The sequence below is a fragment of the Pararobbsia alpina genome (assembly GCF_902859895.1).
Taxonomy (GTDB): domain Bacteria; phylum Pseudomonadota; class Gammaproteobacteria; order Burkholderiales; family Burkholderiaceae; genus Pararobbsia; species Pararobbsia alpina.
On the sequence record NZ_CADIKM010000001.1, the window covers coordinates 182,461 to 204,714 of the forward strand.

The 22,254-nt window shown below is 62.4% G+C and carries 17 protein-coding genes; 12 read left to right on the top strand and 5 right to left on the bottom strand.

What is annotated here, in order from left to right:
- Nucleotides 1–375: 375 nt before the first annotated feature.
- A complete protein-coding gene (purN, locus tag HV670_RS00845) occupies nt 376–1,017 on the bottom strand; it encodes a phosphoribosylglycinamide formyltransferase (RefSeq protein ID WP_175102733.1) in 642 nt (213 codons plus the stop codon).
- Between the two features lie 178 nt (nt 1,018–1,195).
- Between purN and HV670_RS00850 the strand changes: the two genes are divergently transcribed.
- The 6 genes from HV670_RS00850 (at nt 1,196) to dut (ending at nt 8,532) form a co-directional block, all read left to right on the top strand.
- Nucleotides 1,196–2,170 carry a bifunctional riboflavin kinase/FAD synthetase gene (locus HV670_RS00850; RefSeq protein ID WP_175102734.1) on the top strand — a complete coding sequence of 325 codons (975 nt, stop codon included), beginning with the start codon at nt 1,196–1,198 and terminating at the stop codon, nt 2,168–2,170.
- A 110-nt stretch (nt 2,171–2,280) separates the two neighbouring features.
- A complete protein-coding gene (gene ileS / locus HV670_RS00855) occupies nt 2,281–5,121 on the top strand; it encodes an isoleucine--tRNA ligase (protein ID WP_175102735.1) in 2,841 nt (946 codons plus the stop codon).
- Nucleotides 5,121–5,615, top strand: coding sequence for a signal peptidase II (gene lspA, locus HV670_RS00860; protein ID WP_175102736.1), 495 nt, complete (start codon nt 5,121–5,123; stop codon nt 5,613–5,615). The genes ileS and lspA overlap by 1 nt, the downstream gene beginning before the upstream one ends.
- A 55-nt stretch (nt 5,616–5,670) precedes the next feature.
- Entirely contained in the window at nt 5,671–6,876 is a 1,206-nt protein-coding gene (coaBC, locus tag HV670_RS00865; protein ID WP_175102737.1) for a bifunctional phosphopantothenoylcysteine decarboxylase/phosphopantothenate--cysteine ligase CoaBC, read from the top strand.
- Between the two features lie 9 nt (nt 6,877–6,885).
- Nucleotides 6,886–7,893, top strand: a complete 1,008-nt coding sequence (locus HV670_RS00870; RefSeq protein ID WP_175102738.1) for an LLM class flavin-dependent oxidoreductase — start codon at nt 6,886–6,888, stop codon at nt 7,891–7,893.
- 192 nt (nt 7,894–8,085) lie between these two features.
- Nucleotides 8,086–8,532: a dUTP diphosphatase gene (gene dut, locus HV670_RS00875; RefSeq protein WP_175102739.1), complete on the top strand. Its 447-nt coding sequence runs from the start codon at nt 8,086–8,088 to the stop codon at nt 8,530–8,532.
- Nucleotides 8,533–8,631: 99 nt separating this feature from the next.
- On the opposite strand, the gene clpA is transcribed toward dut, so the two are convergent.
- Nucleotides 8,632–10,929, bottom strand: coding sequence for an ATP-dependent Clp protease ATP-binding subunit ClpA (gene clpA / locus HV670_RS00880; protein WP_175102740.1), 2,298 nt, complete (start codon nt 10,927–10,929; stop codon nt 8,632–8,634).
- A complete protein-coding gene (gene clpS / locus HV670_RS00885) occupies nt 10,926–11,240 on the bottom strand; it encodes an ATP-dependent Clp protease adapter ClpS (RefSeq protein WP_175102741.1) in 315 nt (104 codons plus the stop codon). Before clpS ends, clpA begins: the two co-directional genes overlap by 4 nt.
- Nucleotides 11,241–11,824: 584 nt before the next feature.
- On the opposite strand from clpS, the gene HV670_RS00890 reads away from it, so the two are divergent.
- The gene (locus tag HV670_RS00890; protein ID WP_175102742.1) at nt 11,825–12,031 is read left to right on the top strand and encodes a cold-shock protein; all 207 of its coding nucleotides are present in this window, start codon (nt 11,825–11,827) and stop codon (nt 12,029–12,031) included.
- Nucleotides 12,032–12,820: 789 nt separating this feature from the next.
- Complete coding sequence (locus tag HV670_RS00895; protein WP_175102743.1) at nt 12,821–13,045, top strand: hypothetical protein; 225 nt, start codon at nt 12,821–12,823, stop codon at nt 13,043–13,045.
- A gap of 187 nt (nt 13,046–13,232) precedes the next feature.
- Here HV670_RS00895 and HV670_RS00900 read toward each other — a convergent pair whose 3' ends face one another.
- Nucleotides 13,233–15,461, bottom strand: coding sequence for an NADP-dependent isocitrate dehydrogenase (locus HV670_RS00900; protein ID WP_175102744.1), 2,229 nt, complete (start codon nt 15,459–15,461; stop codon nt 13,233–13,235).
- Between the two features lie 190 nt (nt 15,462–15,651).
- Nucleotides 15,652–16,902 (bottom strand): NADP-dependent isocitrate dehydrogenase, encoded by a 1,251-nt coding sequence (gene icd, locus HV670_RS00905; RefSeq protein ID WP_175102745.1) that lies wholly within the window; start codon nt 16,900–16,902, stop codon nt 15,652–15,654.
- A 289-nt stretch (nt 16,903–17,191) separates the two neighbouring features.
- Here icd and HV670_RS00910 point away from each other — a divergent pair, with 289 nt between their 5' ends.
- From HV670_RS00910 to fusA, 4 genes are all read left to right on the top strand, one after another.
- Nucleotides 17,192–17,773 carry a pseudouridine synthase gene (locus HV670_RS00910; RefSeq protein WP_175102981.1) on the top strand — a complete coding sequence of 194 codons (582 nt, stop codon included), beginning with the start codon at nt 17,192–17,194 and terminating at the stop codon, nt 17,771–17,773.
- A 662-nt stretch (nt 17,774–18,435) separates the two neighbouring features.
- Complete coding sequence (locus HV670_RS00915) at nt 18,436–18,627, top strand: hypothetical protein (protein WP_175102982.1); 192 nt, start codon at nt 18,436–18,438, stop codon at nt 18,625–18,627.
- Between the two features lie 249 nt (nt 18,628–18,876).
- On the top strand, nt 18,877–19,362 hold the full coding sequence (locus HV670_RS00920) for a DUF192 domain-containing protein (protein ID WP_425511373.1): 486 nt from the start codon (nt 18,877–18,879) through the stop codon (nt 19,360–19,362).
- Nucleotides 19,363–19,601: 239 nt separating this feature from the next.
- Nucleotides 19,602–21,707 (top strand): elongation factor G, encoded by a 2,106-nt coding sequence (gene fusA, locus HV670_RS00925; RefSeq protein WP_175102746.1) that lies wholly within the window; start codon nt 19,602–19,604, stop codon nt 21,705–21,707.
- Nucleotides 21,708–22,254: the final 547 nt, after the last annotated feature.

Below are 22,254 nucleotides of genomic sequence, written 5' to 3' on the forward strand. Positions count from 1 at the left end.
TGAGCGTGGCATCGCTTGCGCGGCGCAGCGGCTTGCCACGCGCGTTGCCGCGACTCTTACCCGAGCCGGGCCGCCCCGCCCCGCCCGTGTGTGCGCCGCTCGAGCCCGTATTGCCGCTGCCCCCGCGCGCGCCACCCGTGGCGCCGCTTCCTGCACGCCCACCGCGCGCGCCGCCGTGATCGCCTTCGGTCGCACTGCCGGGACCGGTACCGCTCGCGCGCGCACCGGATGCCGCGCCGCTACCCGGGCGGGCGCCGGCCGGCTTCGCTGCCCCACCTCGCGTCGGATTGAGGCGCGAGGCGGCATGCTCGGCGGACCGGCGACCGGCCGACGCCGCTTCGTCGCCACGCGGGCGGCCGGGTTTCTTGGGTTTGTTCATGCTTGCTCCGTAGCGAACCACCATTGCGGCTCGGGCGGCGTCAGCGAGGCGAGGCCGCCGGCGACCGACAAACGGTCTTCGACGAACCAGCGCACCGCGCGCGGGTAGATTTGATGTTCGACAGCCAGCACGCGCTGGCGCAGGGTCTCGGGGTCGTCGCCGGCCTTTACCGGCACGACGCCCTGGAGCACGATCGGTCCGAGATCGAGGTCGGCTGTCACGAAATGAATGGTCGCTCCATGCAGCTTGACACCCGCTTCGAGCGCGCGCTGATGGGTCTTGAGGCCCGGGAAGCTGGGCAAGAGCGACGGATGAACGTTCACCATCCGCTGCGCATAGTGCGCGACGAAAGCCGGCGTGAGCACGCGCATGAAACCGGCCAGCACGACCAGATCGGGCGCGAAACCGTCGATCGTCTGCCGAAGCACGGTGTCGAACTGCTCGCGATCAGGATACTCGCGATGGTCGACGACCGCGGTGGGAATGCCATGCGACTGCGCAAACGCGAGCCCGTCGGCCTCGGGCCTGCTCGAAACGACCGCCGCGATCCGCGCTGGCCAGCGTTCGGCAGCCTGGGCGGCGACGATCGCCTCCATATTGCTGCCGCGGCCTGAAATCAGGATCACAATATTTTTCATGCGCGGATCTTATCATCGCGACCCCGCCGCCCGACCCCAAACGGCGTGGGAGTCCGGCTAGCGTTTATAATCATGCGTTTTGCGGCAATCCGGTTGGCACGGTGTCGAGCATCGCTCGCCTTGCACCGTGACGGCCCGTTTCGCTGGCTCTTTTTGCGGTCCCCCTGCGCGCGTAATCGTGAGAGTTTTCAGAGGTCTACCCAATGCCGAGAGCAAGGCGCCCTGCGCGCTGACGATCGGCAACTTCGATGGCGTCCATCGCGGTCACCAGGCGTTGCTTGCGCGCGTGCGCGCGGCGGCGGACGCGCGCGGTCTGCCGGTCTGCGTCATGACCTTCGAGCCCCATCCGCGCGAATTCTTCAACCCCGCCAGCGCGCCGCCCCGCATCGCGCTGCTGCGCGACAAGCTCGACGCGCTGCGGATGAGCGAGGTCGACCGGGTCGTCGTCGAGCACTTCAACCAGACCTTCGCCTCACAGACACCCGATGCCTTCGTCGAAAAGATCATCGTCAACGGCCTGCATGCGCGCTGGGTACTGGTTGGTGACGACTTCCGCTACGGCGCGAAACGCGCGGGCGACTTCGAGTCGCTGAAGGCGGCCGGCCTGCGCCATGGCTTCGAAGTCGAACAGATGCCGACTGTCGCTGATCCGACGGGCGTGCGCATTTCGAGTTCGGCCGTCCGCGCGGCGCTCGTTGCGGGCGATGTCACGGGCGCGGCCCTGCTGCTCGGGCGCCCGTATGAATTCAGCGGCCATGTCGTGCACGGCGCGAAACTCGGCCGCCATCTCGGTTTTCCAACGCTGAACCTGCGTGTCGCGCATACGCGCCCCGCGCTGTCCGGCATTCTCGTCGTGCAGGTCCACGGCCTCGGTGAGCGTCCGGTGCCGGGTGTCGCGAGTCTAGGGCTGCGGCCGACCGTCGACGATTCAGGCCGCGTGCTGCTCGAGGTGCACCTGCTCGACTGGAGCGGGGATGCGTACGGCAAGCTCGTGCGCGTCGAATTCCTCAAGAAAATCCGCGACGAAGAGAAGTTCATCGATCTGCCGACGCTGACCACCGCAATTGCGCGCGACGTCGACCATGCACGCGCGTGGTTTGCCGCGAACGGCAATCCGCGCGACTACGCGACATCAGCCACCGATCGAATTTGAATCAGGCGGCGACGGGCCTCGCGCGCGAGCGCCGGCCTGCCACCGCCGCCTTGCATGCCCAGCCGCCCATCGAGGCGGACCGCAACGAACGAATCCAACCAAGCGATACGATGAGCGACAAGAAAGCCGAATCCAAGCAAGCGCCGTCAAAGTACCCGGTCAACCTGCTCGATACCCCGTTCCCGATGCGCGGCGACCTGCCCAAGCGCGAGCCGCAATGGGTCAAGCAATGGCAGGAACGCGACATCTACGGCAAGATCCGCGCGGCGAGCGCCGGACGCCCGAAGTTCATTCTTCATGACGGCCCGCCGTACGCGAACGGCGACATCCACCTCGGTCACGCGGTCAACAAGATCCTGAAGGACCTCGTCGTCAAGTCGCGCAATATGGCGGGCTTCGATGCGCCCTATGTGCCGGGCTGGGACTGCCATGGCATGCCGATCGAAATCCAGATCGAGAAGCAGTTCGGCAAATCGCTGCCGGTCGCCGAGGTCCAGCAGAAGGCGCGCGCCTACGCGACCGAACAGATCGAACGCCAGAAGGTCGGCTTCCGGCGGCTCGGTGTGCTCGGCGAATGGGATCGTCCGTACAAGACGATGGACTTCGAGAACGAGGCCGGCGAGATTCGCGCGCTCGCGAAGATCATGGAAAAGGGCTATGTGTTCCGCGGACTCAAGCCGGTCAACTGGTGTTTCGACTGCGGCTCGGCGCTCGCCGAAGCGGAAGTCGAGTATCAGGACCGCACCGACCCGACCATCGACGTCGTATTCGGCTTTGCCGAGCCCGAACGAGTCGCAGCCGCATTCGGCCTGCCCGCCCTGCCGAGGACCGATGGAGGCGTCGTCATCTGGACGACCACCCCCTGGACGATCCCGTCGAACCAGGCCCTCAATCTGCATCCGGAATTCAGTTACAGCCTCGTTGACACGCCGCGCGGCCTGCTACTGCTCGCGACCGAACGCGTCGAAGCATGCCTGAAGACCTATGAGACCACGGGCACGATCATCGCCTCGACGATCGGCGCGAATCTCGCAGGCATCCGCTTCCAGCATCCGCTGAGCCGGGCCGACGCCGGCTACGACCGCACTGCCCCGGTCTATCTCGGCGACTATGTGACGCTCGATACCGGCACTGGCGTGGTTCACTCGGCGCCCGCCTACGGGATCGAAGACTTTGTCTCATGCAAGCGCCACGGCATGAGCGACGCCGACATCCTGAGCCCGGTGCTCGGTGACGGTCATTTTGCGCAGAGCCTGCCGCTGTTCGGCGGCCTGATGATCTGGGATGCGAACCCGAAGATCATCGCCGCGTTGCGCGCAGCCGGCACGCTGTTGCACACCGAGGACGACCTTCACAGCTACATGCATTGCTGGCGTCACAAGACGCCGATCATCTATCGCGCGACGTCGCAGTGGTTCGCGGGTCTCGACATCCAGCCGAACGAAGGCGGCCGCACGCTACGCCAGACGGCACTCGAAGGTATCGAGAACACGGCCTTCTTTCCGGCCTGGGGCAAGGCGCGCCTGCACGCGATGATCGCCAACCGGCCAGACTGGACGCTTTCGCGCCAGCGCCAGTGGGGCGTGCCGATGGCGTTCTTCGTCCACAAGGAGACGGGAGAACTGCATCCGCATACCCCCGCGCTGCTGGAGGAAATCGCCAAGCGCGTCGAGCAAGGCGGGATCGAAGCCTGGCAGCGTCTGGACGCCCGCGACCTGATTGGCGACGACGTCGCCTACTACGAGAAGAACCGCGATACGCTCGACGTCTGGTTCGACTCGGGCACGACGCACTGGCATGTCCTGCGCGGTTCGCACAAGAACGAACTCCAGTGGCCGGCCGACATGTATCTCGAGGGCTCGGACCAGCACCGCGGCTGGTTCCACTCGTCGCTGCTGACGGGTTCGATGCTCGACGGGCGGCCGCCGTACAAGTCGCTGCTCACGCACGGCTTCACGGTCGATTCGCAGGGTCGCAAGATGTCGAAGTCACTCGGCAACGGCATCGAACCGCAGGAGATCGCGCAAAAGCTCGGTGCCGAGATCATCCGCCTCTGGATCGCCGCAAGCGACTATTCGGGCGAGCTCGTGCTGTCCGAGGAAATTCTCAAGCGCCTGTCCGACACGTACCGGCGCATTCGCAACACGCTGCGCTTTCTGCTCGCGAACCTGTCGGACTTCGACTATGCGAAGCATGCGCTGCCACCCGAGCAATGGCTCGAGATCGACCGGTATGCGGTCGCGCTCGCCGCGGCGCAACAGGCCGACTGGCTCGCGCACTATGCGAAGTACGAGTTCCACCCGGTCGTCGCGAAGATCTCGACCTTCTGCTCGGAAGACCTCGGCGGCTTCTATCTCGACGTGCTCAAGGACCGCCTCTATACGATGGCCGCGGACTCGCCGGCCCGCCGCGCCGCACAGACCGCGCTCTATCACGTGACCCAGGGCCTGCTGCGGATCATCGCGCCGTTCCTGTCGTTCACGGCCGAGGAAGCGTGGCAGGTATTCCAGCCCGGCACCGACACGATCTTCACCGAGACGTACTACGTTTATCCGGAGCTCGACGGCGCCCCCGCGCTGCTCGACAAGTGGACGATGCTGCGCGCGGTCCGTGCCGGCGTCACCAAGTCGCTCGAGGACGCACGCACGGCCGAGAAGATCGGTTCGTCGCTGCAGGCCGAAGTCACGCTCAAGGCGAACGGCGCGCGGCTCGAAGCGCTCCAGAGCCTCGGCGACGATCTCAAGTTCGTGCTGATCACCTCGGCCGCCGATGTCGAGACAGTCGCGACGGCCGAGGACGAAGGGGTCTATGTGCGGCCGTCCTCGCATGCGAAATGCGAGCGTTGCTGGCACTATCGAGCCGATGTAGGCATCGATGCGGCGCACCCGACGATCTGCGGCCGCTGCGTCACCAATCTGTTCGGTCATGGAGAAACAAGGAGCGCAGCGTAATGGCAGTCGCGAAGCAACGTGAAGGGGTACTCGTGCCCTGGCTGGGCCTGGCCCTCGTGGTGATCCTGATCGACCAGGTCACGAAGATCACGATGACCAAGCTGTTCGCCTATGGCTCGGGTCGGGTGATCACCTCCTTCTTCAATCTCGTACTGACCTACAACACGGGGGCATCGTTTGGTTTCCTGGCCCAGTCGGGTGGCTGGCAGCGCTGGTTTTTCACGGTGCTCGCGATCGCCGCGGCGCTTCTGATTGTCTATCTGCTGAAGACGCACGGCAACCAGACCCTGTTCTGCTTCGCGCTGTCGATGATCCTTGGCGGCGCGATCGGCAATGTGATCGACCGCGCGGCCTATGGCCACGTGATCGACTTTCTGGACTTCCATTTGCACGGCTGGCATTTCGCGACCTTCAACCTGGCCGACAGTGCGATCACACTGGGGGCGATCCTGCTGGTGATCGATGAACTGCGGCGTGTGCGCGGATCGCGCTAGTTTCTTGACCGAATCAAACCGAAGTCCACTAGTCCACTGAGCGGCGAGGCAGCCCATGACGGAACTCGCGGGAAAGCATGTCGTACTCGGCCTGACGGGCGGCATCGCCTGCTACAAGTCGGCCGAACTCACGCGGTTGCTGGTCAAGGCTGGCGCAACCGTGCAGATCGTGATGACCGAGGCGGCGACGCAGTTCATCACCCCGGTCACGATGCAGGCGCTCTCGGGTCGCCCTGTCTATACGAACCAGTGGGATGCGCGCGTGCCCAACAATATGGCGCACATCGACCTGTCGCGCGAAGCCGATGTGATCGTGATCGCGCCCGCGTCGACCGACTTCATTGCGAAGCTCGCGCACGGATTCGCGGACGATCTGCTCTCGACGCTCTGCGTCGCGCGCGACTGTCCCCTGCTGGTGGTACCCGCGATGAATCGCCAGATGTGGCAAAACCCGGCAACCCAGCGCAATGCCCAGCAACTGCGAGCCGACGGCGTACGAGTGCTCGGCCCCGACGCCGGCCCGCAGGCCTGCGGCGAGGTCGGTGACGGACGCATGCTCGAACCCGCGGCTGTCTATGCGGCGATCGTTGCATTCTTCCAGCCGAAACTGCTACAGGGCAAGCGCGTGGTCGTCACCGCCGGCCCGACCTTCGAGCCGATCGATCCCGTGCGCGGCATCACCAATCTGTCGAGCGGCAAAATGGGCTTCGCCCTCGCCCGTGCGGCAGCGGATTGCGGCGCGGACGTGCGGCTCATTGCCGGCCCGACGGCGCTCGAAACGCCCTGGGGCGTGGTTCGCGAAGACGTGCAGACCGCGCAGCAGATGTATGAGCTCGCCCTGTCCGCGGCGAGCGGTGCGGATGTGTTCATCGCGGTCGCCGCGGTGGCTGACTGGCGCGTCGCGCACGTGAGCCCCGGCAAGATCAAGAAGACCGGCGACGGTTTGCCGCCTGCGCTCGAGTTTGTCGAGAATCCCGATATCCTCGCCACGGTCGCCCATCTGCCCGAACCGCCGTTTTGCGTCGGCTTCGCGGCGGAGACCGACGATCTCGACAACAATGCGGCAGCCAAGCGGGTTCGAAAAAACGTGCCGCTGCTGATCGGCAATCTGGGGCCAGACGCGTTCGGCCGCGAGGATAACGAAGTCGTCCTCTACGACGAGCATGGCGTCACCCGCCTGCCGCGTGCCGACAAGACCGCGCTCGCGCGCGAGCTGATCGCGGTGATCGCCGGACGGCTGCCGCGCGGCTTGTTCAACTAAGGCAAATCGATGGTCAAACTTTCGGTCCTCGACCAGACACCGGTGATCCTCGGCCATACGGCCGCGGACGCGATCGCCGCAACGGTCGACCTCGCCCAACTCGCCGACGATCTCGGCTATACGCGCTATTGGTGCGCGGAGCATCATGGCTTGCGGGGTGTCGCAAACCCGGCGCCCGAGGTGATGCTCGCACGGCTCGGCAGTGTCACGCGGCGCATTCGCCTCGGTTCGGGCGGGGTCATGCTGCCCTACTACGCGCCATTCAAGATCGCCGAACAGTTCCAGATGCTCGAGGCGCTGTTTCCGAACCGAATCGACCTTGGCGTCGGGCGCGCGCCCGGCGGGGACATCAAGACCGCACAGGCGGTCGCGGGTGGCCATTACAACTACGGCGAGCAGTTTCCGCGGCAAGTCGCCGATCTCGTCGGTCTGTTCAGCGGTCAGCTTCCCGCCGACCATCTGGCGCGTGGGGTCTTGCTCCAGCCCCATGTCGAGAGCCGGCCGCAACTCTGGATGCTCGGTTCGAGTGAGTTCGGCGGTCTGCTGGCGGCGCAGCTCGGCATTCGCTTTGCGTTCGCGCACTTCATCAATGCGCAGTACGGCGAGGCGGTCGCCGCCGCGTATCGCGACCGTTTTCAGGCCGGGCACGAAAGCACGTCCTATCTTGCGGCGGCGATCTTCGTCATCTGCGCGGACACCGAAGCGCAGGCCGCGGACCTCGAGAAAGCAGTGGACCTGCGTCGTGTGCAGATGTCGCTCGGTCTCAACGCACCGATTCCGTCGATCGAACAAGGCGTCAACCAGAAATATGGTCCGCGCGATCTCGCGATCATCGAGCAGGAAAAGGCGCGAAGCATCATCGGTACGCCCGGCCAGGTCGTCGAACGGATCCATCAGATCCAGGAACGCTTCGATGCCGACGAACTGATCGTGCTGACGGTCGCGGGCAGCTACGCGGCCCGGACGCGCTCTTACGAGTTGCTGGCGGGGGCGTTCGAACTCGGGGTTGACGCATAGGCCAATGCATCGGCCGATTCATTGGCCGGTTCATTGGCCGGTTCATTGGCCGGTTCATTGGCCGATTCATAGGCCATCGGTCAACCGACCTTATATAGTTGACGCGCGTCAAGCTGGACCCGGGCGCCACCCCGGGGGCGCCCCCGGTGCGCCCCAAGACCTCTCTTACCACCTAGCGGAATTTCGCCACGCATGAAAATCGACTTGAAGATCCTCGACGAACGGCTCCGCGACCAACTGCCCCACTACGCGACATCGGGCAGCGCCGGCCTCGACCTTCGTGCCTGCCTGGACGCGCCACTCACGATCGCCCCCGGCGAGACCGCGCTCGTGCCGACCGGGCTTGCGATCCATCTGGCCGATCCCGGCTACGCGGCGGTCATCCTGCCGCGCTCGGGGCTCGGTCACAAGAACGGGATCGTGCTGGGCAACCTCGTCGGGCTGATCGACTCGGACTATCAGGGCCAGTTGATGATCTCGACCTGGAACCGCGGTAACCAGCCGTTCGTACTCAATCCGTTCGAACGGCTCGCCCAGATGGTCGTCGTGCCCGTCGTCCAGGCGCAGTTCAATATCGTCGAGGAATTCGGCGAGAGCGGGCGCGGTGCCGGAGGGTTCGGGAGCACGGGCAAACACTGAGCGGTTGGAGCAAGCAGCCGGGCCACCGCCAAGGACAAAAAAAACGGCGCGGACCACTCCGCGCCGTTTTTCATTTCGCCTTCTATTCCAGCAGCAAGCTTATTCGACCTCGATCGCTTCCGGATTGGGGTTGCGAGGCACACCGTTCTCGTCGAACGTGAGCTGCACCTTGCCCTGATCGTCGACATCGACCGTGACGCGGCCACCATTCGCGAGTTTGCCGAACAACAGTTCGTCGGCGAGCGCGCGGCGAATCGTGTCCTGGATCAGGCGCTGCATCGGTCGCGCCCCCATCAGCGGATCGAAACCGTGCTTCGCCAGATAAGCGCGCAGAGCATCGGTGAACAGCACGTCGACCTTCTTCTCATGCAGCTGGTCTTCGAGCTGCATCAGGAACTTGTCGACCACCCGCATGATGATTTCTTCGTTCAGCGAGCGGAAACTGATGATCGAGTCGAGCCGGTTACGGAACTCAGGCGTGAACATCCGCTTGATGTCGTTCATTTCGTCGCCAGTTTCACGACGATTCGTGAAGCCCAGCGTCGACTTCTGCATCGCCTCGGCGCCCGCATTCGTGGTCATGATGATGATCACGTTGCGGAAATCGGCCTTGCGTCCGTTGTTGTCGGTCAGCGTACCGTGGTCCATGACCTGCAGCAACACGTTGAAGATATCCGGATGCGCCTTCTCGATTTCGTCGAGCAACAGCACGCAATGCGGCTTCTTCGTGATCGCCTCGGTCAGCAAGCCACCCTGGTCGAAACCGACGTAACCCGGCGGCGCGCCGATCAGCCGGCTCACCGCATGGCGCTCCATATACTCCGACATGTCGAAGCGCAGCAACTCGATGCCCATCACGAACGCCAACTGACGAGCGACTTCGGTCTTGCCGACGCCGGTCGGGCCCGAGAACAGGAAGGCACCAATCGGCTTGTCCGTCTTGCCGAGACCGGCGCGCGCCATCTTGATCGAAGCAGAAAGCGCCTCGATCGCCGGATCCTGGCCGAACACGACGGCCTTCAGGTCGCGATCGAGCGTCTGCAGCTTGCCGCGATCGTCCTGCGACACACTTTGCGCCGGCACACGTGCGATCTTCGAGATGATGTCCTCGATCTCGCCCTTGCCGATCGTCTTCTTCTGCTTCGACTTCGGCAGGATGCGTTGGGCCGCGCCCGCTTCGTCGATCACGTCGATCGCCTTGTCCGGCAAGTGACGGTCGGTGATGAAGCGTGCCGACAGTTCAGCCGCCGCGGTCAGCGCACCCGCCGAGTACTTGACGCCGTGGTGCTCTTCGAAGCGCGACTTCAGGCCGCGCAGGATCGCAATCGTCTGTTCGACGGTCGGCTCGACGACGTCGATCTTCTGGAACCGCCGCGACAATGCCGCGTCCTTTTCGAAGATCCCGCGATACTCCGTAAACGTTGTCGCGCCGATACACTTGAGCTGGCCCGAGGACAGCGCCGGCTTGAGCAGGTTCGATGCATCGAGCGTACCGCCCGAAGCGGCACCCGCCCCGATCAGCGTGTGGATCTCATCGATGAACAGGATCGCGTGCGGCCGTTCCTTGAGTTCCTTGAGCACCGTCTTCAGACGCTGCTCGAAGTCGCCCCGGTATTTCGTACCGGCAAGCAGGGCACCCATGTCGAGCGAATAGACCGTCGCATCGAGCAGGATATCCGGCACTTCGCCGCGCGTGACACGCCAAGCGAGCCCTTCGGCGATCGCCGTCTTGCCAACACCGGCTTCGCCGACGAGCAGCGGATTGTTCTTGCGACGCCGGCACAGCACCTGAACCACGCGCTCGACTTCCAGTTCGCGGCCGATCAGCGGATCGATCTTGCCGTCGCGCGCCATCTGGTTGAGGTTCTGCGTGAATTGGGCGAGCGGGGTTTCCTTCTGGGCCGCGGCCTCTTCATTCTCAGGCGTACCTTCACCCGACTTGGCGCTTTCGGCGCTGCCGGTCTTGGTGATGCCGTGCGAAATGAAATTGACCACGTCCAGCCGCGTGACACCCTGCTGTTGCAGGTAGTACACCGCGTGTGAATCCTTTTCGCCGAAGATCGCGACCAGTACATTCGCGCCGGTCACTTCCTTCTTGCCATTCGAAGTCGACTGGACGTGCATGATCGCCCGCTGAATGACGCGCTGGAACCCGAGCGTCGGCTGTGTATCGACGTCGTCGGTACCCGGCACGGTCGGCGTATTGTCGTGGATGAAATTGCGCAGGTTCTGCCGCAAATCCTCGATATTCGCCGCACATGCCCGCAGCACTTCGGCCGCGGTCGGGTTGTCCAGCAACGCGAGCAACAGATGCTCGACCGTGATGAACTCGTGCCTTGCCTGGCGCGCTTCCATAAACGCCATATGCAGGCTTACTTCCAGCTCTTGGGCAATCATGCTTCCTCCATCACACACTGCAACGGATGTCCCGCCTGCCGTGCGTGGGTAACTACAAGCTCAACTTTGGTCGCTGCGACGTCCCTTGTATAGACCCCGCAAACCCCTCTACCCTCACGGTGCACCTTCAGCATAATCTGGGTCGCAGCTTCACGATCCTTACCAAAGTATTCCTGGATCACCATTACGACGAACTCCATCGGCGTGAAGTCGTCGTTGAGCAGTACCACCTTGTGCATAGACGGCGGCTTCAGCTTTGCTTCCTGCCGCTCCAGCACGGCACCGTCTTGCTTGTCCGGGAAAATTGCCATACACCCATTCTAAACAACTCGCGGGAGCCTGCAATCCCGTCAAAACCCCACGCAACGTCAGGGCATTCGATGGAAGCAGGCCGTTCGACGGTGCAAGGCCGCCGTGCAACGACCTACATCGTCTCCATCTGTCCTGATACTGCACCCCGACAAACCATTCGATGCCTCAACAGTACCAGCCCAGCCCCGCGCCGGGTGGCCCCACGATAGACGTGACCACCTTCGAGCGCAACGACCGTGCCGCCAGCCGCGCGGCACCCTCTGGCCGCTTTGCTGCAAACCGCCTTGCACCTAATCTTGGACCGATTATCGCGGTTTTCAAGAACTTGCGCTTACTAACTCAAAAGACGGGAAAATTGTGTGCAGATCCCATTAAAACGCCCGTGCAATAAGGAAGAACGCTTATCCCAAAAATTTCTTGACACTCATATAAAGAGCAAGAACAATAAAGCTGGCACTTTTTTCGATCAACAAGAGGAAATGCCACGGTGAGCTGGTGCGGAGGGGACGGCTTCAACGTCCAGCTTTTCGAACACGCTCGTTGTTCTGCAAGCGACAAGAGTCGAGTTACAGGGGAAGTTGGTATGGCAACCGGTACGGTCAAGTGGTTTAACGACGCCAAAGGGTATGGCTTCATCACGCCGGACGAAGGCGGTGAGGATTTGTTCGCTCACTTCTCGGCGATCCAGATGAATGGCTTCAAGACGCTGAAAGAAGGTCAGAAGGTGACGTTCGACGTCGTGCAAGGCCCGAAGGGCAAGCAAGCTTCGAACATTCAGGCACCGGTCTAAGGGCCGACCCCGCGGGGGCCTGTTTTTGCTTTTTTGTCGGGCAAACCCGGCGCTTCTGGCGCCGGGTTTTTTTGCTTTGTTGCCTATTCGTGTTATCGGCAGCCGATCGCCACACTTGAGCATCGCCGCGACGATTCCCGGCGCGCATGCCCCTGCGCATCGCGCCGCACATCACATTGAATTGCTCTCGCCGAAGGAACACTTCGGCGCGTGAGTTCCGTCGCGCCGCCGCGACCTCCTCGTGTCCTCAGTCACTGTACTCGTTTTGAGTCGGTTTGTTCTCAAGTTGAGTCGACTCAATATGAGAACGATTGAACTCAACTTGAGTCAGTTTTCTTCGCATGGTTGGCCATCGCTGCGGCCCCAGCTCGCGTCAGAGCCATTGCCCCTCTTTGTCAGGTTCGTTGCCCTCGTGCGTCACACCGGCAAACTCGGCATCTTTTGACGAGCGCCAGACGCATCGACCCAAAATTTCACCATGCGGTATGCATCCGTACGGTGTAAAAAATCATGGTGCATGGCAAAAATCCGCGCTTCCGCAATGCCCAAGAACATTTCACTATGCGGCAAATAATCTCAACTTATTGAATTTAAACAGTATTTTTTATTGAAAAGAAGACGCTTTTGATCATTCTCCCGTGACGCGCCGACGTAGACTCATCTACAAGAGTCGGCCTTGACGCAATGGGATGTGCAACAAGGTCGGCGACAGAGATCGCTGGTTGAGCACGTTGCCGCTTCTCGCGCGCAACAGCCACTGGATTACGCTTGTTGCTTAGGGAGACTACGATGAAAGGCTTTCGCTTCAGTTCAGAACAGGGATCGTTCTATATCTTGCCGGCACCCGGCGGCTGGGAAGCCACCTTCGGCAATGCCTCGCTCGGCGAATTTTCGAGTCCCGAGCGCGCCGCAGCCGACCTCGCACGGGGCGTGTGCCCACACGCATCCGAGGTCGATACGTCCACGTTTGAAATTCCCGAGGGGATAGGAGACTGGGACGAAGTCCACGTCTGAGCCAAAGGCCCAGTGTGCATCCTGACGTGCAAGCCGGCTCTCCCACGAAGCGAGAGCCGGCTTGCACAATCATGTGCCGTGGCATGACGGCAGAGCGCGCCTGCGCCCTCATTCCGGGCAGGCAAGCTGGCCGCCATTTTCAAAGGGTATTCATGATGGCGCCACGAGCACCACCATGCCGACCGCCTCAGGCGATAGCGTCGACCACCTTGTTCAGCGTCGCGCTCGGACGCATTGCCTTGGTCGTCAAGTCGACGCTCGGGCGATAGTAGCCGCCGATGTCGACCGGCTTGCCCTGAGCCGCGCTCAACTCTTCGAGGATCCGGGCTTCGTTCTCACCGAGCGTCTTGGCGATGCCGCTGAACTGCGCCTGCAATGCCTTGTCGTCGGTTTGCTCAGCCAGGGCCTGCGCCCAGTAGAGCCCGAGGTAGAAGTGGCTGCCGCGATTGTCGAGGCCGCCGACCTTGCGGCCCGGCGATTTGTCGAGATCGAGGAACTTGCCCGTCGCCTGATCCAGCGTTTTGGCGAGCACCTTCGCCTTCGGGTTCTCGTAGGCATTGCCCAGGTGTTCGAGCGATGCGGCCAGCGCGAGGAATTCGCCGAGCGAATCCCAGCGCAGGAAGCCTTCTTCGACGAGTTGCTGGACATGCTTCGGCGCGGAACCGCCCGCGCCGGTCTCGAACATGCCGCCACCGGCCATCAGCGGCACGATCGACAACATCTTCGCGCTGGTGCCCAGTTCCATGATCGGGAACAAGTCCGTCAGGTAATCGCGCAAGACGTTGCCGGTCACGGAAATGGTGTCCTTGCCCGCACGAATCCGGTCGAGCGAGAAGTGGGTCGCTTCGACCGGCGTCATGATGCGGATTTCGAGGCCGCTCGTGTCATGGTCCTTCAGATACTGCTCGACCTTCTTGATGATCTGGGCATCATGAGCGCGGGCCGCATCGAGCCAGAAGACAGCCGGTGTGTTCGTCGCGCGCGCACGGTTGACGGCTAGCTTCACCCAGTCCTGCACCGGAGCGTCCTTGGTCTGGCACATGCGCCAGATATCGCCGGCTTCGACCGCGTGCTCGAGCTGGACCTTGCCGGCCGCGTCGATGACGCGCACCACGCCGTTCGCGAGAATCTGGAACGTCTTGTCGTGCGAACCGTATTCCTCCGCGGCCTGTGCCATCAAGCCCACGTTGGGCACGCTGCCCATCGTCACCGGGCTGAAGGGGCCGTGCTGCCGGCAGTCGTCGATCACCGCCTGGTAGACGCCCGCATAGCAACGGTCGGGGATCATGGCCTTCGCATCGTGTAGTGCGCCATCGGCACCCCACATCTTGCCGGACTCGCGGATCATGGCCGGCATGGACGCGTCGACAATGACGTCGCTCGGCACGTGCAGGCTCGTGATGCCCTTGTCGGAATTGACCATCGCGAGTGGCGGGCGCTGCGCGTACTGCGCCTTGATATCCGCTTCGATCGCCTCACGTGTCGCGGCCGGCAGATCCTTGAGGCGCGCATACAGGTCGCCGATGCCGTTGTTCGGGTTGAAACCGGCCTTGGCCAGGGTGTCGGCATGCTTCGCGAGCACGTCCTTGTAGAAGACGGATACGACATGACCGAAGATGATCGGATCGGACACCTTCATCATCGTGGCCTTCAGATGCACCGAGAACAGCACGCCCCGGCTCTTCGCATCGGCGATCTCGGCTTCGATGAAGCTGCGCAATGCATTCTTGCTCAGCACGGAGGCGTCGATGATTTCGCCCGCCTTGACGGCCGTCTTTTCCTTCAGGACCGTCTTCGTGCCGTCGGCCGCCGTCAATTCGATCTTGACGCTGCCGGCTTCGCCGATCAGCGCGGATTTCTCGCTGCCGTAGAAGTCACCGCCGCTCATGTGCGCAACATGCGACTTCGACTCGGCGCTCCATGCGCCCATCTTGTGCGGATGCTTGCGAGCGTAGTTCTTGACTGACAGCGGTGCGCGGCGGTCCGAGTTGCCTTCACGCAGCACCGGGTTGACCGCGCTGCCCTTGATCTTGTCGTAGCGGGCCTTGACGTCCTTCTCCGCGTCGGTCTTTGCTTCGTCCGGATAGGCCGGCACCTTGTAACCCTGATCGCGCAGTTCGGCAATCGCGGCCTTCAATTGCGGCACCGATGCGCTGATGTTCGGCAGCTTGATGATGTTGGCTTCCGGCCGCACGGTCAGCGCGCCGAGTTCCGCCAGATCGTCAGCCCCCTTTTGTTCCGCGCTCAGGAAGTCCGGAAACATTGCGATAATCCGACCGGCGAGCGAGATGTCGCGTGTTTCGACGGCCACGCCCGAAGAGCGGGTAAAGGCCTTGACGATCGGCAGCAGCGAGTAGGTCGCAAGCGCGGGCGCTTCGTCGGTCAGGGTGTAGATGATCTTTGGGGAATTAGACATATCTGATCTGTTTCTTTGCTTAGGAAATGATAGACAAGGTGTTGGTGGTGCTGTACCTCAAGGTCGCAAGCACGTTGCGAACGACAGGGAGCACCATCTTCCGGTAGATGAAATTCGCAGATCCAGTGACGCAGGGTATACACAGGATCACGCCGGGTGCCGGACTTCCCCGGATCAAACTGGATGCTTCCTACATGTTTTCAATGAGCACCTGACCGAAGCCTGAACACGAAACCTGGGTCGCGCCTTCCATCTGGCGCGCAAAGTCGTACGTCACGCGCTTCTGCTGGATCGACTTTTCCATCGAGGCGATGATGAGGTCGGCCGCTTCGGTCCAGCCCAGGTGGCGCAGCATCATTTCGGCCGAGAGGATTTCCGAGCCCGGGTTCACATAGTCCTTGCCCGCGTACTTGGGCGCCGTGCCATGCGTCGCTTCGAATATGGCGACCGAGTCGGACAGGTTCGCGCCCGGCGCAATGCCGATGCCGCCGACCTGTGCGGCCAGCGCGTCCGAGACGTAGTCGCCGTTGAGGTTCAGCGTCGCGATCACATCGAATTCGGCCGGCCGCAACAGGATCTGCGACAGGAAAGCGTCGGCAATCACGTCCTTGACGACGATGTCCGCGCCCTTCGGATTCTTGACCTTCATCCACGGGCCGCCATCGATGAGCTCGGCACCGAATTCCTTCTGGGCCAGCGCGTAGCCCCAGTCGCGGAACGCCCCTTCCGTGAACTTCATGATGTTGCCCTTGTGCACGAGGGCCACCGAGCGGCGGTTGTGGTCGAGCGCGTACTGGATCGCCTTGCGGACCAGGCGCTCGGTGCCTTCACGCGAAACCGGTTTCACGCCGAGACCCGAGCTGTCCGGGAACCGGATCGTCTTGACGCCCATCTCCTCGCGCAGGAACTTGATGACCTTCTTCGCTTCGGCGCTGTCGGCCGCCCACTCGATGCCGGCATAGATGTCTTCCGAGTTCTCGCGGAAGATCACCATATTGGTCTTATGGGGCTCGCGCACCGGCGAGGGCACGCCCTTGAAGTGCCGCACGGGGCGCAGGCAGACGTAAAGATCGAGTTCCTGACGCATCGTGACGTTCAGCGAACGAATGCCGCCGCCAACGGGGGTCGTCAACGGTCCCTTGATCGATACGACGTATTCCTTGAGTATCGCCAGCGTTTCTTCAGGCAGCCGGACCTCGGCGCCATAGAGCCGGGTCGATTTCTCGCCCGCGTAGATCTCCATCCAGCTGATCTTCTTCTTGCCGCCGTACGCCTTCTCGACTGCCGCATCCACGACCTTGATCATCACGGGCGTAATGTCGAGACCCGTGCCGTCGCCTTCGATATAGGGAATGATCGGATTGTCGGCGACGTTGAGCGAGAAATCCTTGTTGACGGTGATCTTCTCACCGGCCGGAACCTTGACGTGCTTATAAGGCATATTCGACTCCAAGTGATCTTTTTTCTGGATGCGGTTCGAAGTGGCTCGCCACGTCGCGTTGAGCGCCCTGCGCCGTTCAGGACGCCGCCGCGAACGAGCAGGCCAGTATTCTAGCCCAGCCTCGTGATCGCTTGCGATCAGGTCTTATATAAGACCTAAGACCAACGTCGCGTATTATGCAGTAAACTCCTACCCTTCGCTACACGCGAACCGGCATCCGCCCGGCGCACGCGCTTATCCTTGCCGCGGGCCGGACGCGGGAACGCCGCGCGTCCACCTCTTGTTTCCGATGCGTCTGATCGCCCTCAACAAACCGTTCGGCACGATCTGCCAGTTTTCTCCTCACGAAAACCGGCCCTCGCTCGCCTCGCACGTCGACGTCCCCGACGTCTACCCGGCCGGCCGTCTCGACGCGGACAGCGAAGGCCTGCTGCTGCTCACCGACGACGGACGTCTGCAGACCCGCATTGCCGAACCGCGCCACAAACTGCTCAAACGGTATTGGGCGCAGGTCGAAGGCGAACCCACCCCGGCCGCGCTGAAGCGGCTCGCGGCGGGGGTCGATCTCGGCGACTACGTGAGCCGGCCGTGCAGCGCGCGGTGCATCGACGTACCGGCCGGACTCTGGGAGCGCACGCCGCCGATCCGGTTTCGCGCGAATATTCCGGCGACCTGGATCGAAGTGGCGCTCTCGGAAGGCAAGAACCGCCAGGTCAGGCGCATGACGGCCGCTATCGGCTTTCCGACCCTCCGTCTCGTGCGCGTATCGATCGGTGCACTGGATATATTCGAACTCGGACTCGCACCGGGCCAATGGCGCGATGTCGATCCGCAAGCGCCATGGCGCGCAACTGCCGCGGGCGGAACATAAGTGCTTCGAGCCGAACGAAGCTCGCGGCGCCGATCGTCTTTCGAAACCCTGTCTCCCAGACCTTGGTCGCAAGCAATATGAAAAACCGCGCCACCGAGGCAAGCAATCAAGAGATGCAAAAAATGACCGCGTGATGACGCGTCAAGATGCATACGATACGTTTTCGTGTTGATTACATATCGAGTGTGGATCGATGTCGGAAGATTTTCGAACCACCGTATATTGCACGCCGTTGGATACACATCATCACGTGCATTCAACAAGACGATCGCAAGGGACGAATACGAAATGCGCGGGGCCATGCGGACGGGCTCTCCCCGCGGAAACGCCATGCAGCATGGGAAAATCGCCGCATTCTTTCAACATCCTTTCGTCTGGACTGCCAATATCGGCGCGGGAAATAAGGTTAGCTTCGAAACTTCTACCGACCTCGTCAACCGACTGATCGAATCGTACGTTAAGCCCCCCGGATGCCGCATTGGATTGCTGTCCGGCATTGGCAGGAGAAGCTTGCAATGTCCTTGCATGCACCTCTCATGCAGGCACACGCGACATGCTCGAAAGAATCGTCGTGCAGTGTCAACCGAAAGGTGGATAGCGCGTTACTGCTCAAGACTCCTTTGGAGTCGAGCCAAACACAATCGATACTACGTGAGTACAACATGAACAAAATGATCGTTGCTCTGATCGCCGGCCTGTTTGTCAGCGGTGCTGCATTCGCTACCGAAGCTTCGGCTCCGGTCGTCGCTTCGGGCGCTTCGGCTGCCAAGGCCACGTCGCACAAGAAGGCTCACAAGTCGAAGAAGGCTGCTAAGGCAGCATCGGCAGCTCCGGCCGCCAGCGCAGCTCAGTAAGCTTTAGGCACAAGTCAGCGCCGGTCCGCGAGGGCAAGGCGCGAGTAGTGAAAAAGCAGGTGGTATCGCCGTTCATACGGCGTTGAAAGGCAGATCGCTGCATAAGCGCTCTGCCTTTTTCTTTTGCATGGATTTGCGTAACATTCGCGAGTGCGTTGGCCCGCCATCGGGCTCAACCGGTCCTGAAGGAGTCTGTTTGTGAGTGCTGTCCTGCTGAAGCTGTTCCGCCATAGCCGCCGTTTCGGCGTGATCGCCTCCGGCGCCCTCGTGCTTGCGAGCGCGCTGGCCGCGCCTCTACCCGCCCATGCCGCAGACCCTGCCAGCGCAGCGGCCGCCCCCGCGGTCATGCCGGCCAACTTCAAGAAAAAAGGCGAATTTCCGCATGTCACCCTGACTGCGGGCACCATCAAGATCAGTGCCGAGGTTGCCGCGACGCAAGCCGATCGCGAGCAGGGCCTCATGTATCGGGCATCGCTCGGGCCCAATGAAGGCATGCTTTTCGTGTTCGACGAGATCGCCTACCACTGCTTCTGGATGAAGAATACGGAGATCCCGCTGTCGATCGCCTATATGGACGACAACGGTGTCGTTACCGACGTGCAGGAAATGGCCGCCGAGACCGAAGACAACCATTGCCCCACGAGCGGCGGCCGCTACGCGCTCGAGATGGCCAAGGGCTGGTTTGCCGCCAACGGCATCAAGCCCGGCATGCAATTGCAGGGCCTGCCCCGCTAGACCCGCAGGGCCCGGGGAGGGCGCGGCGCGCCGTAGAGCCGGGGCGCCGCCCGCCGCCGTTCGGTACAGCCGGTCATACGCCGATGGCTCAGGCGCGCTATGCTTAAAGGAGTCGCTGGTCAAACGCAACTCGAACGGCGGTCGCAAAACGGTCATCCGGCACGCTTCGTGCAATTCGCGCCGGCTCCTCCCGCGCACCGCTCCGATCGGCGACATCCCGAATCCGAAAGGAGATTTCCGTGGCCCGCAAGACCCCCATCGAGCGCTACCGCAATATCGGCATCAGCGCTCACATCGACGCCGGCAAAACCACCACCACCGAACGCATTCTCTTTTACACCGGAGTGAACCACAAGATTGGCGAGGTTCACGAAGGTGCTGCGACGATGGACTGGATGGAGCAGGAACAAGAGCGTGGCATCACGATCACGTCGGCCGCGACGACCGCGTTCTGGAAGGGCATGGCCGGTAATTACCCCGAGCACCGGATCAATATCATCGACACGCCGGGCCACGTCGACTTCACGATCGAAGTCGAACGCTCGATGCGCGTGCTCGACGGCGCGTGCATGGTCTACGACTCGGTCGGCGGCGTACAGCCGCAGTCGGAAACCGTCTGGCGCCAGGCCAACAAGTACGGCGTGCCGCGCATCGCGTTCGTCAACAAGATGGACCGCGTGGGCGCGGACTTTTTCCGCGTGCAGCGCCAGATCGGCGAGCGCCTCAAAGGCAATGCGGTGCCCGTGCAGATCCCGGTCGGCGCCGAAGATCATTTCCAGGGTGTGGTCGATCTCGTCAAGATGAAGGCGATCATCTGGGATGAAAGCGATCAGGGTATCCACTTCGAATACCGCGAGATCCCGGCCGAACTCCGGGCGACGGCGCAGGAATGGCACGACAAGATGGTCGAGGCCGCCGCCGAATCCAGCGAGGAATTGCTCGACAAATACCTGGGCGGCGAAAAGCTGACTGAAGCCGAGATCATCGCGGGCATCCGCCGGCGCACGATCGCCAATGAAATCGTGCCGATGCTCTGCGGTAGCGCGTTCAAGAACAAGGGCGTGCAAGCCATGCTCGACGCCGTGATCGACTACCTGCCCTCGCCGGCCGACGTGCCCGCGATCAAGGGGCACGACATCGACGACAACGAGGCCGAACGTCATCCGTCCGATGAAGAACCGTTCTCGGCGCTCGCCTTCAAGATCATGACCGATCCGTTCGTCGGCCAGTTGACCTTCTTCCGTGTTTACTCGGGCGTCGTGAATTCCGGCGACACTGTGCTCAACGCGGGCAAGGCGCGCAGGGAGCGGATGGGCCGGATCCTCCAGATGCATGCGAACGAGCGCAGCGAGATCAAGGAAGTGCGCGCGGGCGACATCGCCGCCGCCGTGGGTCTCAAGGACGTGACGACCGGCGATACGCTCAGCGATCCCAACAAGGTGATCGTGCTCGAACGCATGGAATTCCCGGAGCCCGTGATCTCGCAGGCCGTCGAACCGAAGACCAAGGCCGACCAGGAAAAGATGGGTATCGCCCTGAACCGTCTGGCTCAGGAAGACCCGTCGTTCCGGGTGTCGTCGGACGAGGAATCGGGTCAGACGATCATCTCCGGGATGGGCGAGCTCCATCTGGAAATTCTCGTCGACCGGATGAAGCGCGAATTCAACGTCGAAGCGACGGTCGGCAAGCCGCAGGTCGCCTATCGCGAAACGATCAAGTCGAGGGCGGAAGACGTCGAAGGCAAGTTCGTCAAGCAGTCGGGTGGCCGTGGCCAGTATGGTCACGTCGTGCTGAAGCTCGAGCCTCAACCACCCGGCGCCGGCTATGAGTTCGTCGATGCGATCAAGGGCGGTGTGGTGCCGCGCGAATACATCCCGGCAGTCGACAAGGGCATCATCGAAACCCTGAAGGCGGGCGTGCTCGCCGGCTATCCGGTGGTCGACGTGAAGGTGACGCTGACGTTCGGTTCGTACCACGATGTGGACTCGAACGAAAACGCGTTCCGCATGGCCGGCTCGATGGCGTTCAAGGAAGGGATGCGCCGTGCAACCCCGATACTGCTCGAACCGATGATGGCCGTCGAAGTCGAGACGCCGGAAGAGTTCATGGGCAATGTGATGGGCGACTTGTCGAGCCGTCGGGGCATGCTGCAAGGGATGGACGACATCGCGGGCGGCGGCGGCAAGCTCGTGCGCGCTGAGGTACCGCTGGCCGAGATGTTCGGCTATTCGACTTCGCTGCGTTCGCTGACCCAGGGTCGCGCAACGTACACGATGGAGTTCAAGCACTACAGCGAAGCGCCGAAGAACGTCGCCGAGTCGGTGATCACGCAGAAATCGCGTTGATGTAGTGGTCCGCGGTCGTGGTGCGCCGCGGTTGTCCGCAATGGTGTCCGTGCGTGGGGGGTAGGCTTCGGCCTCTTCCGCGCCGGCCCGCGTCCGTGTGCCGCAAACAGCTTCAAGACAACCCCCGGGGGTTTCTTCCCTGTTTCTCGCCTGGCCTCACGTCCTTCCGCTTTCTCTGCTCCCGGACACCTCGTTTGGCTTCGTCGCAGCGCCACCCCCGGTTGTGGACTCAACGCGTGCGAAAGACTCCAAACCCAATCCAGGCTTGGGTTTTCGGCCGATGCAAGCGCCGAGTTCCCTTTTTTTTTCACCATAGCCGCCCTCCCCGCGCAGTGAGTGAACCGGTGCCGATCCGGCAGTCCGCCGTCTGCACCATGGATCTGCAGCACGCACCGCGAAAGTGCGTCAACAGGGGAAGATACGCCTAGCGCCACGCTCGATACACCGTTGCGGCACAGATCTCATACAGGATGCACACTTTTCTCCTATCATTGCTCGACAACGCTGAGCACGGTCCTTGCTTTTAGCGATGCAGGCTGCTGTGCAA

What these genes read in the sequence shown, in the direction of transcription:
- purN (WP_175102733.1), bottom strand. Translation starts at nt 1,017, where the DNA reads ATGAAAAATATTGTGATCCTGATTTCAGGCCGCGGCAGCAATATGGAG.
- ileS (WP_175102735.1), top strand. Translation starts at nt 2,281, where the DNA reads ATGAGCGACAAGAAAGCCGAATCCAAGCAAGCGCCGTCAAAGTACCCG.
- lspA (WP_175102736.1), top strand. Translation starts at nt 5,121, where the DNA reads ATGGCAGTCGCGAAGCAACGTGAAGGGGTACTCGTGCCCTGGCTGGGC.
- coaBC (WP_175102737.1), top strand. Translation starts at nt 5,671, where the DNA reads ATGACGGAACTCGCGGGAAAGCATGTCGTACTCGGCCTGACGGGCGGC.
- HV670_RS00870 (WP_175102738.1), top strand. Translation starts at nt 6,886, where the DNA reads ATGGTCAAACTTTCGGTCCTCGACCAGACACCGGTGATCCTCGGCCAT.
- dut (WP_175102739.1), top strand. Translation starts at nt 8,086, where the DNA reads ATGAAAATCGACTTGAAGATCCTCGACGAACGGCTCCGCGACCAACTG.
- clpA (WP_175102740.1), bottom strand. Translation starts at nt 10,929, where the DNA reads ATGATTGCCCAAGAGCTGGAAGTAAGCCTGCATATGGCGTTTATGGAA.
- clpS (WP_175102741.1), bottom strand. Translation starts at nt 11,240, where the DNA reads ATGGCAATTTTCCCGGACAAGCAAGACGGTGCCGTGCTGGAGCGGCAG.
- HV670_RS00890 (WP_175102742.1), top strand. Translation starts at nt 11,825, where the DNA reads ATGGCAACCGGTACGGTCAAGTGGTTTAACGACGCCAAAGGGTATGGC.
- HV670_RS00895 (WP_175102743.1), top strand. Translation starts at nt 12,821, where the DNA reads ATGAAAGGCTTTCGCTTCAGTTCAGAACAGGGATCGTTCTATATCTTG.
- HV670_RS00900 (WP_175102744.1), bottom strand. Translation starts at nt 15,461, where the DNA reads ATGTCTAATTCCCCAAAGATCATCTACACCCTGACCGACGAAGCGCCC.
- icd (WP_175102745.1), bottom strand. Translation starts at nt 16,902, where the DNA reads ATGCCTTATAAGCACGTCAAGGTTCCGGCCGGTGAGAAGATCACCGTC.
- HV670_RS00910 (WP_175102981.1), top strand. Translation starts at nt 17,192, where the DNA reads ATGCGTCTGATCGCCCTCAACAAACCGTTCGGCACGATCTGCCAGTTT.
- HV670_RS00915 (WP_175102982.1), top strand. Translation starts at nt 18,436, where the DNA reads ATGAACAAAATGATCGTTGCTCTGATCGCCGGCCTGTTTGTCAGCGGT.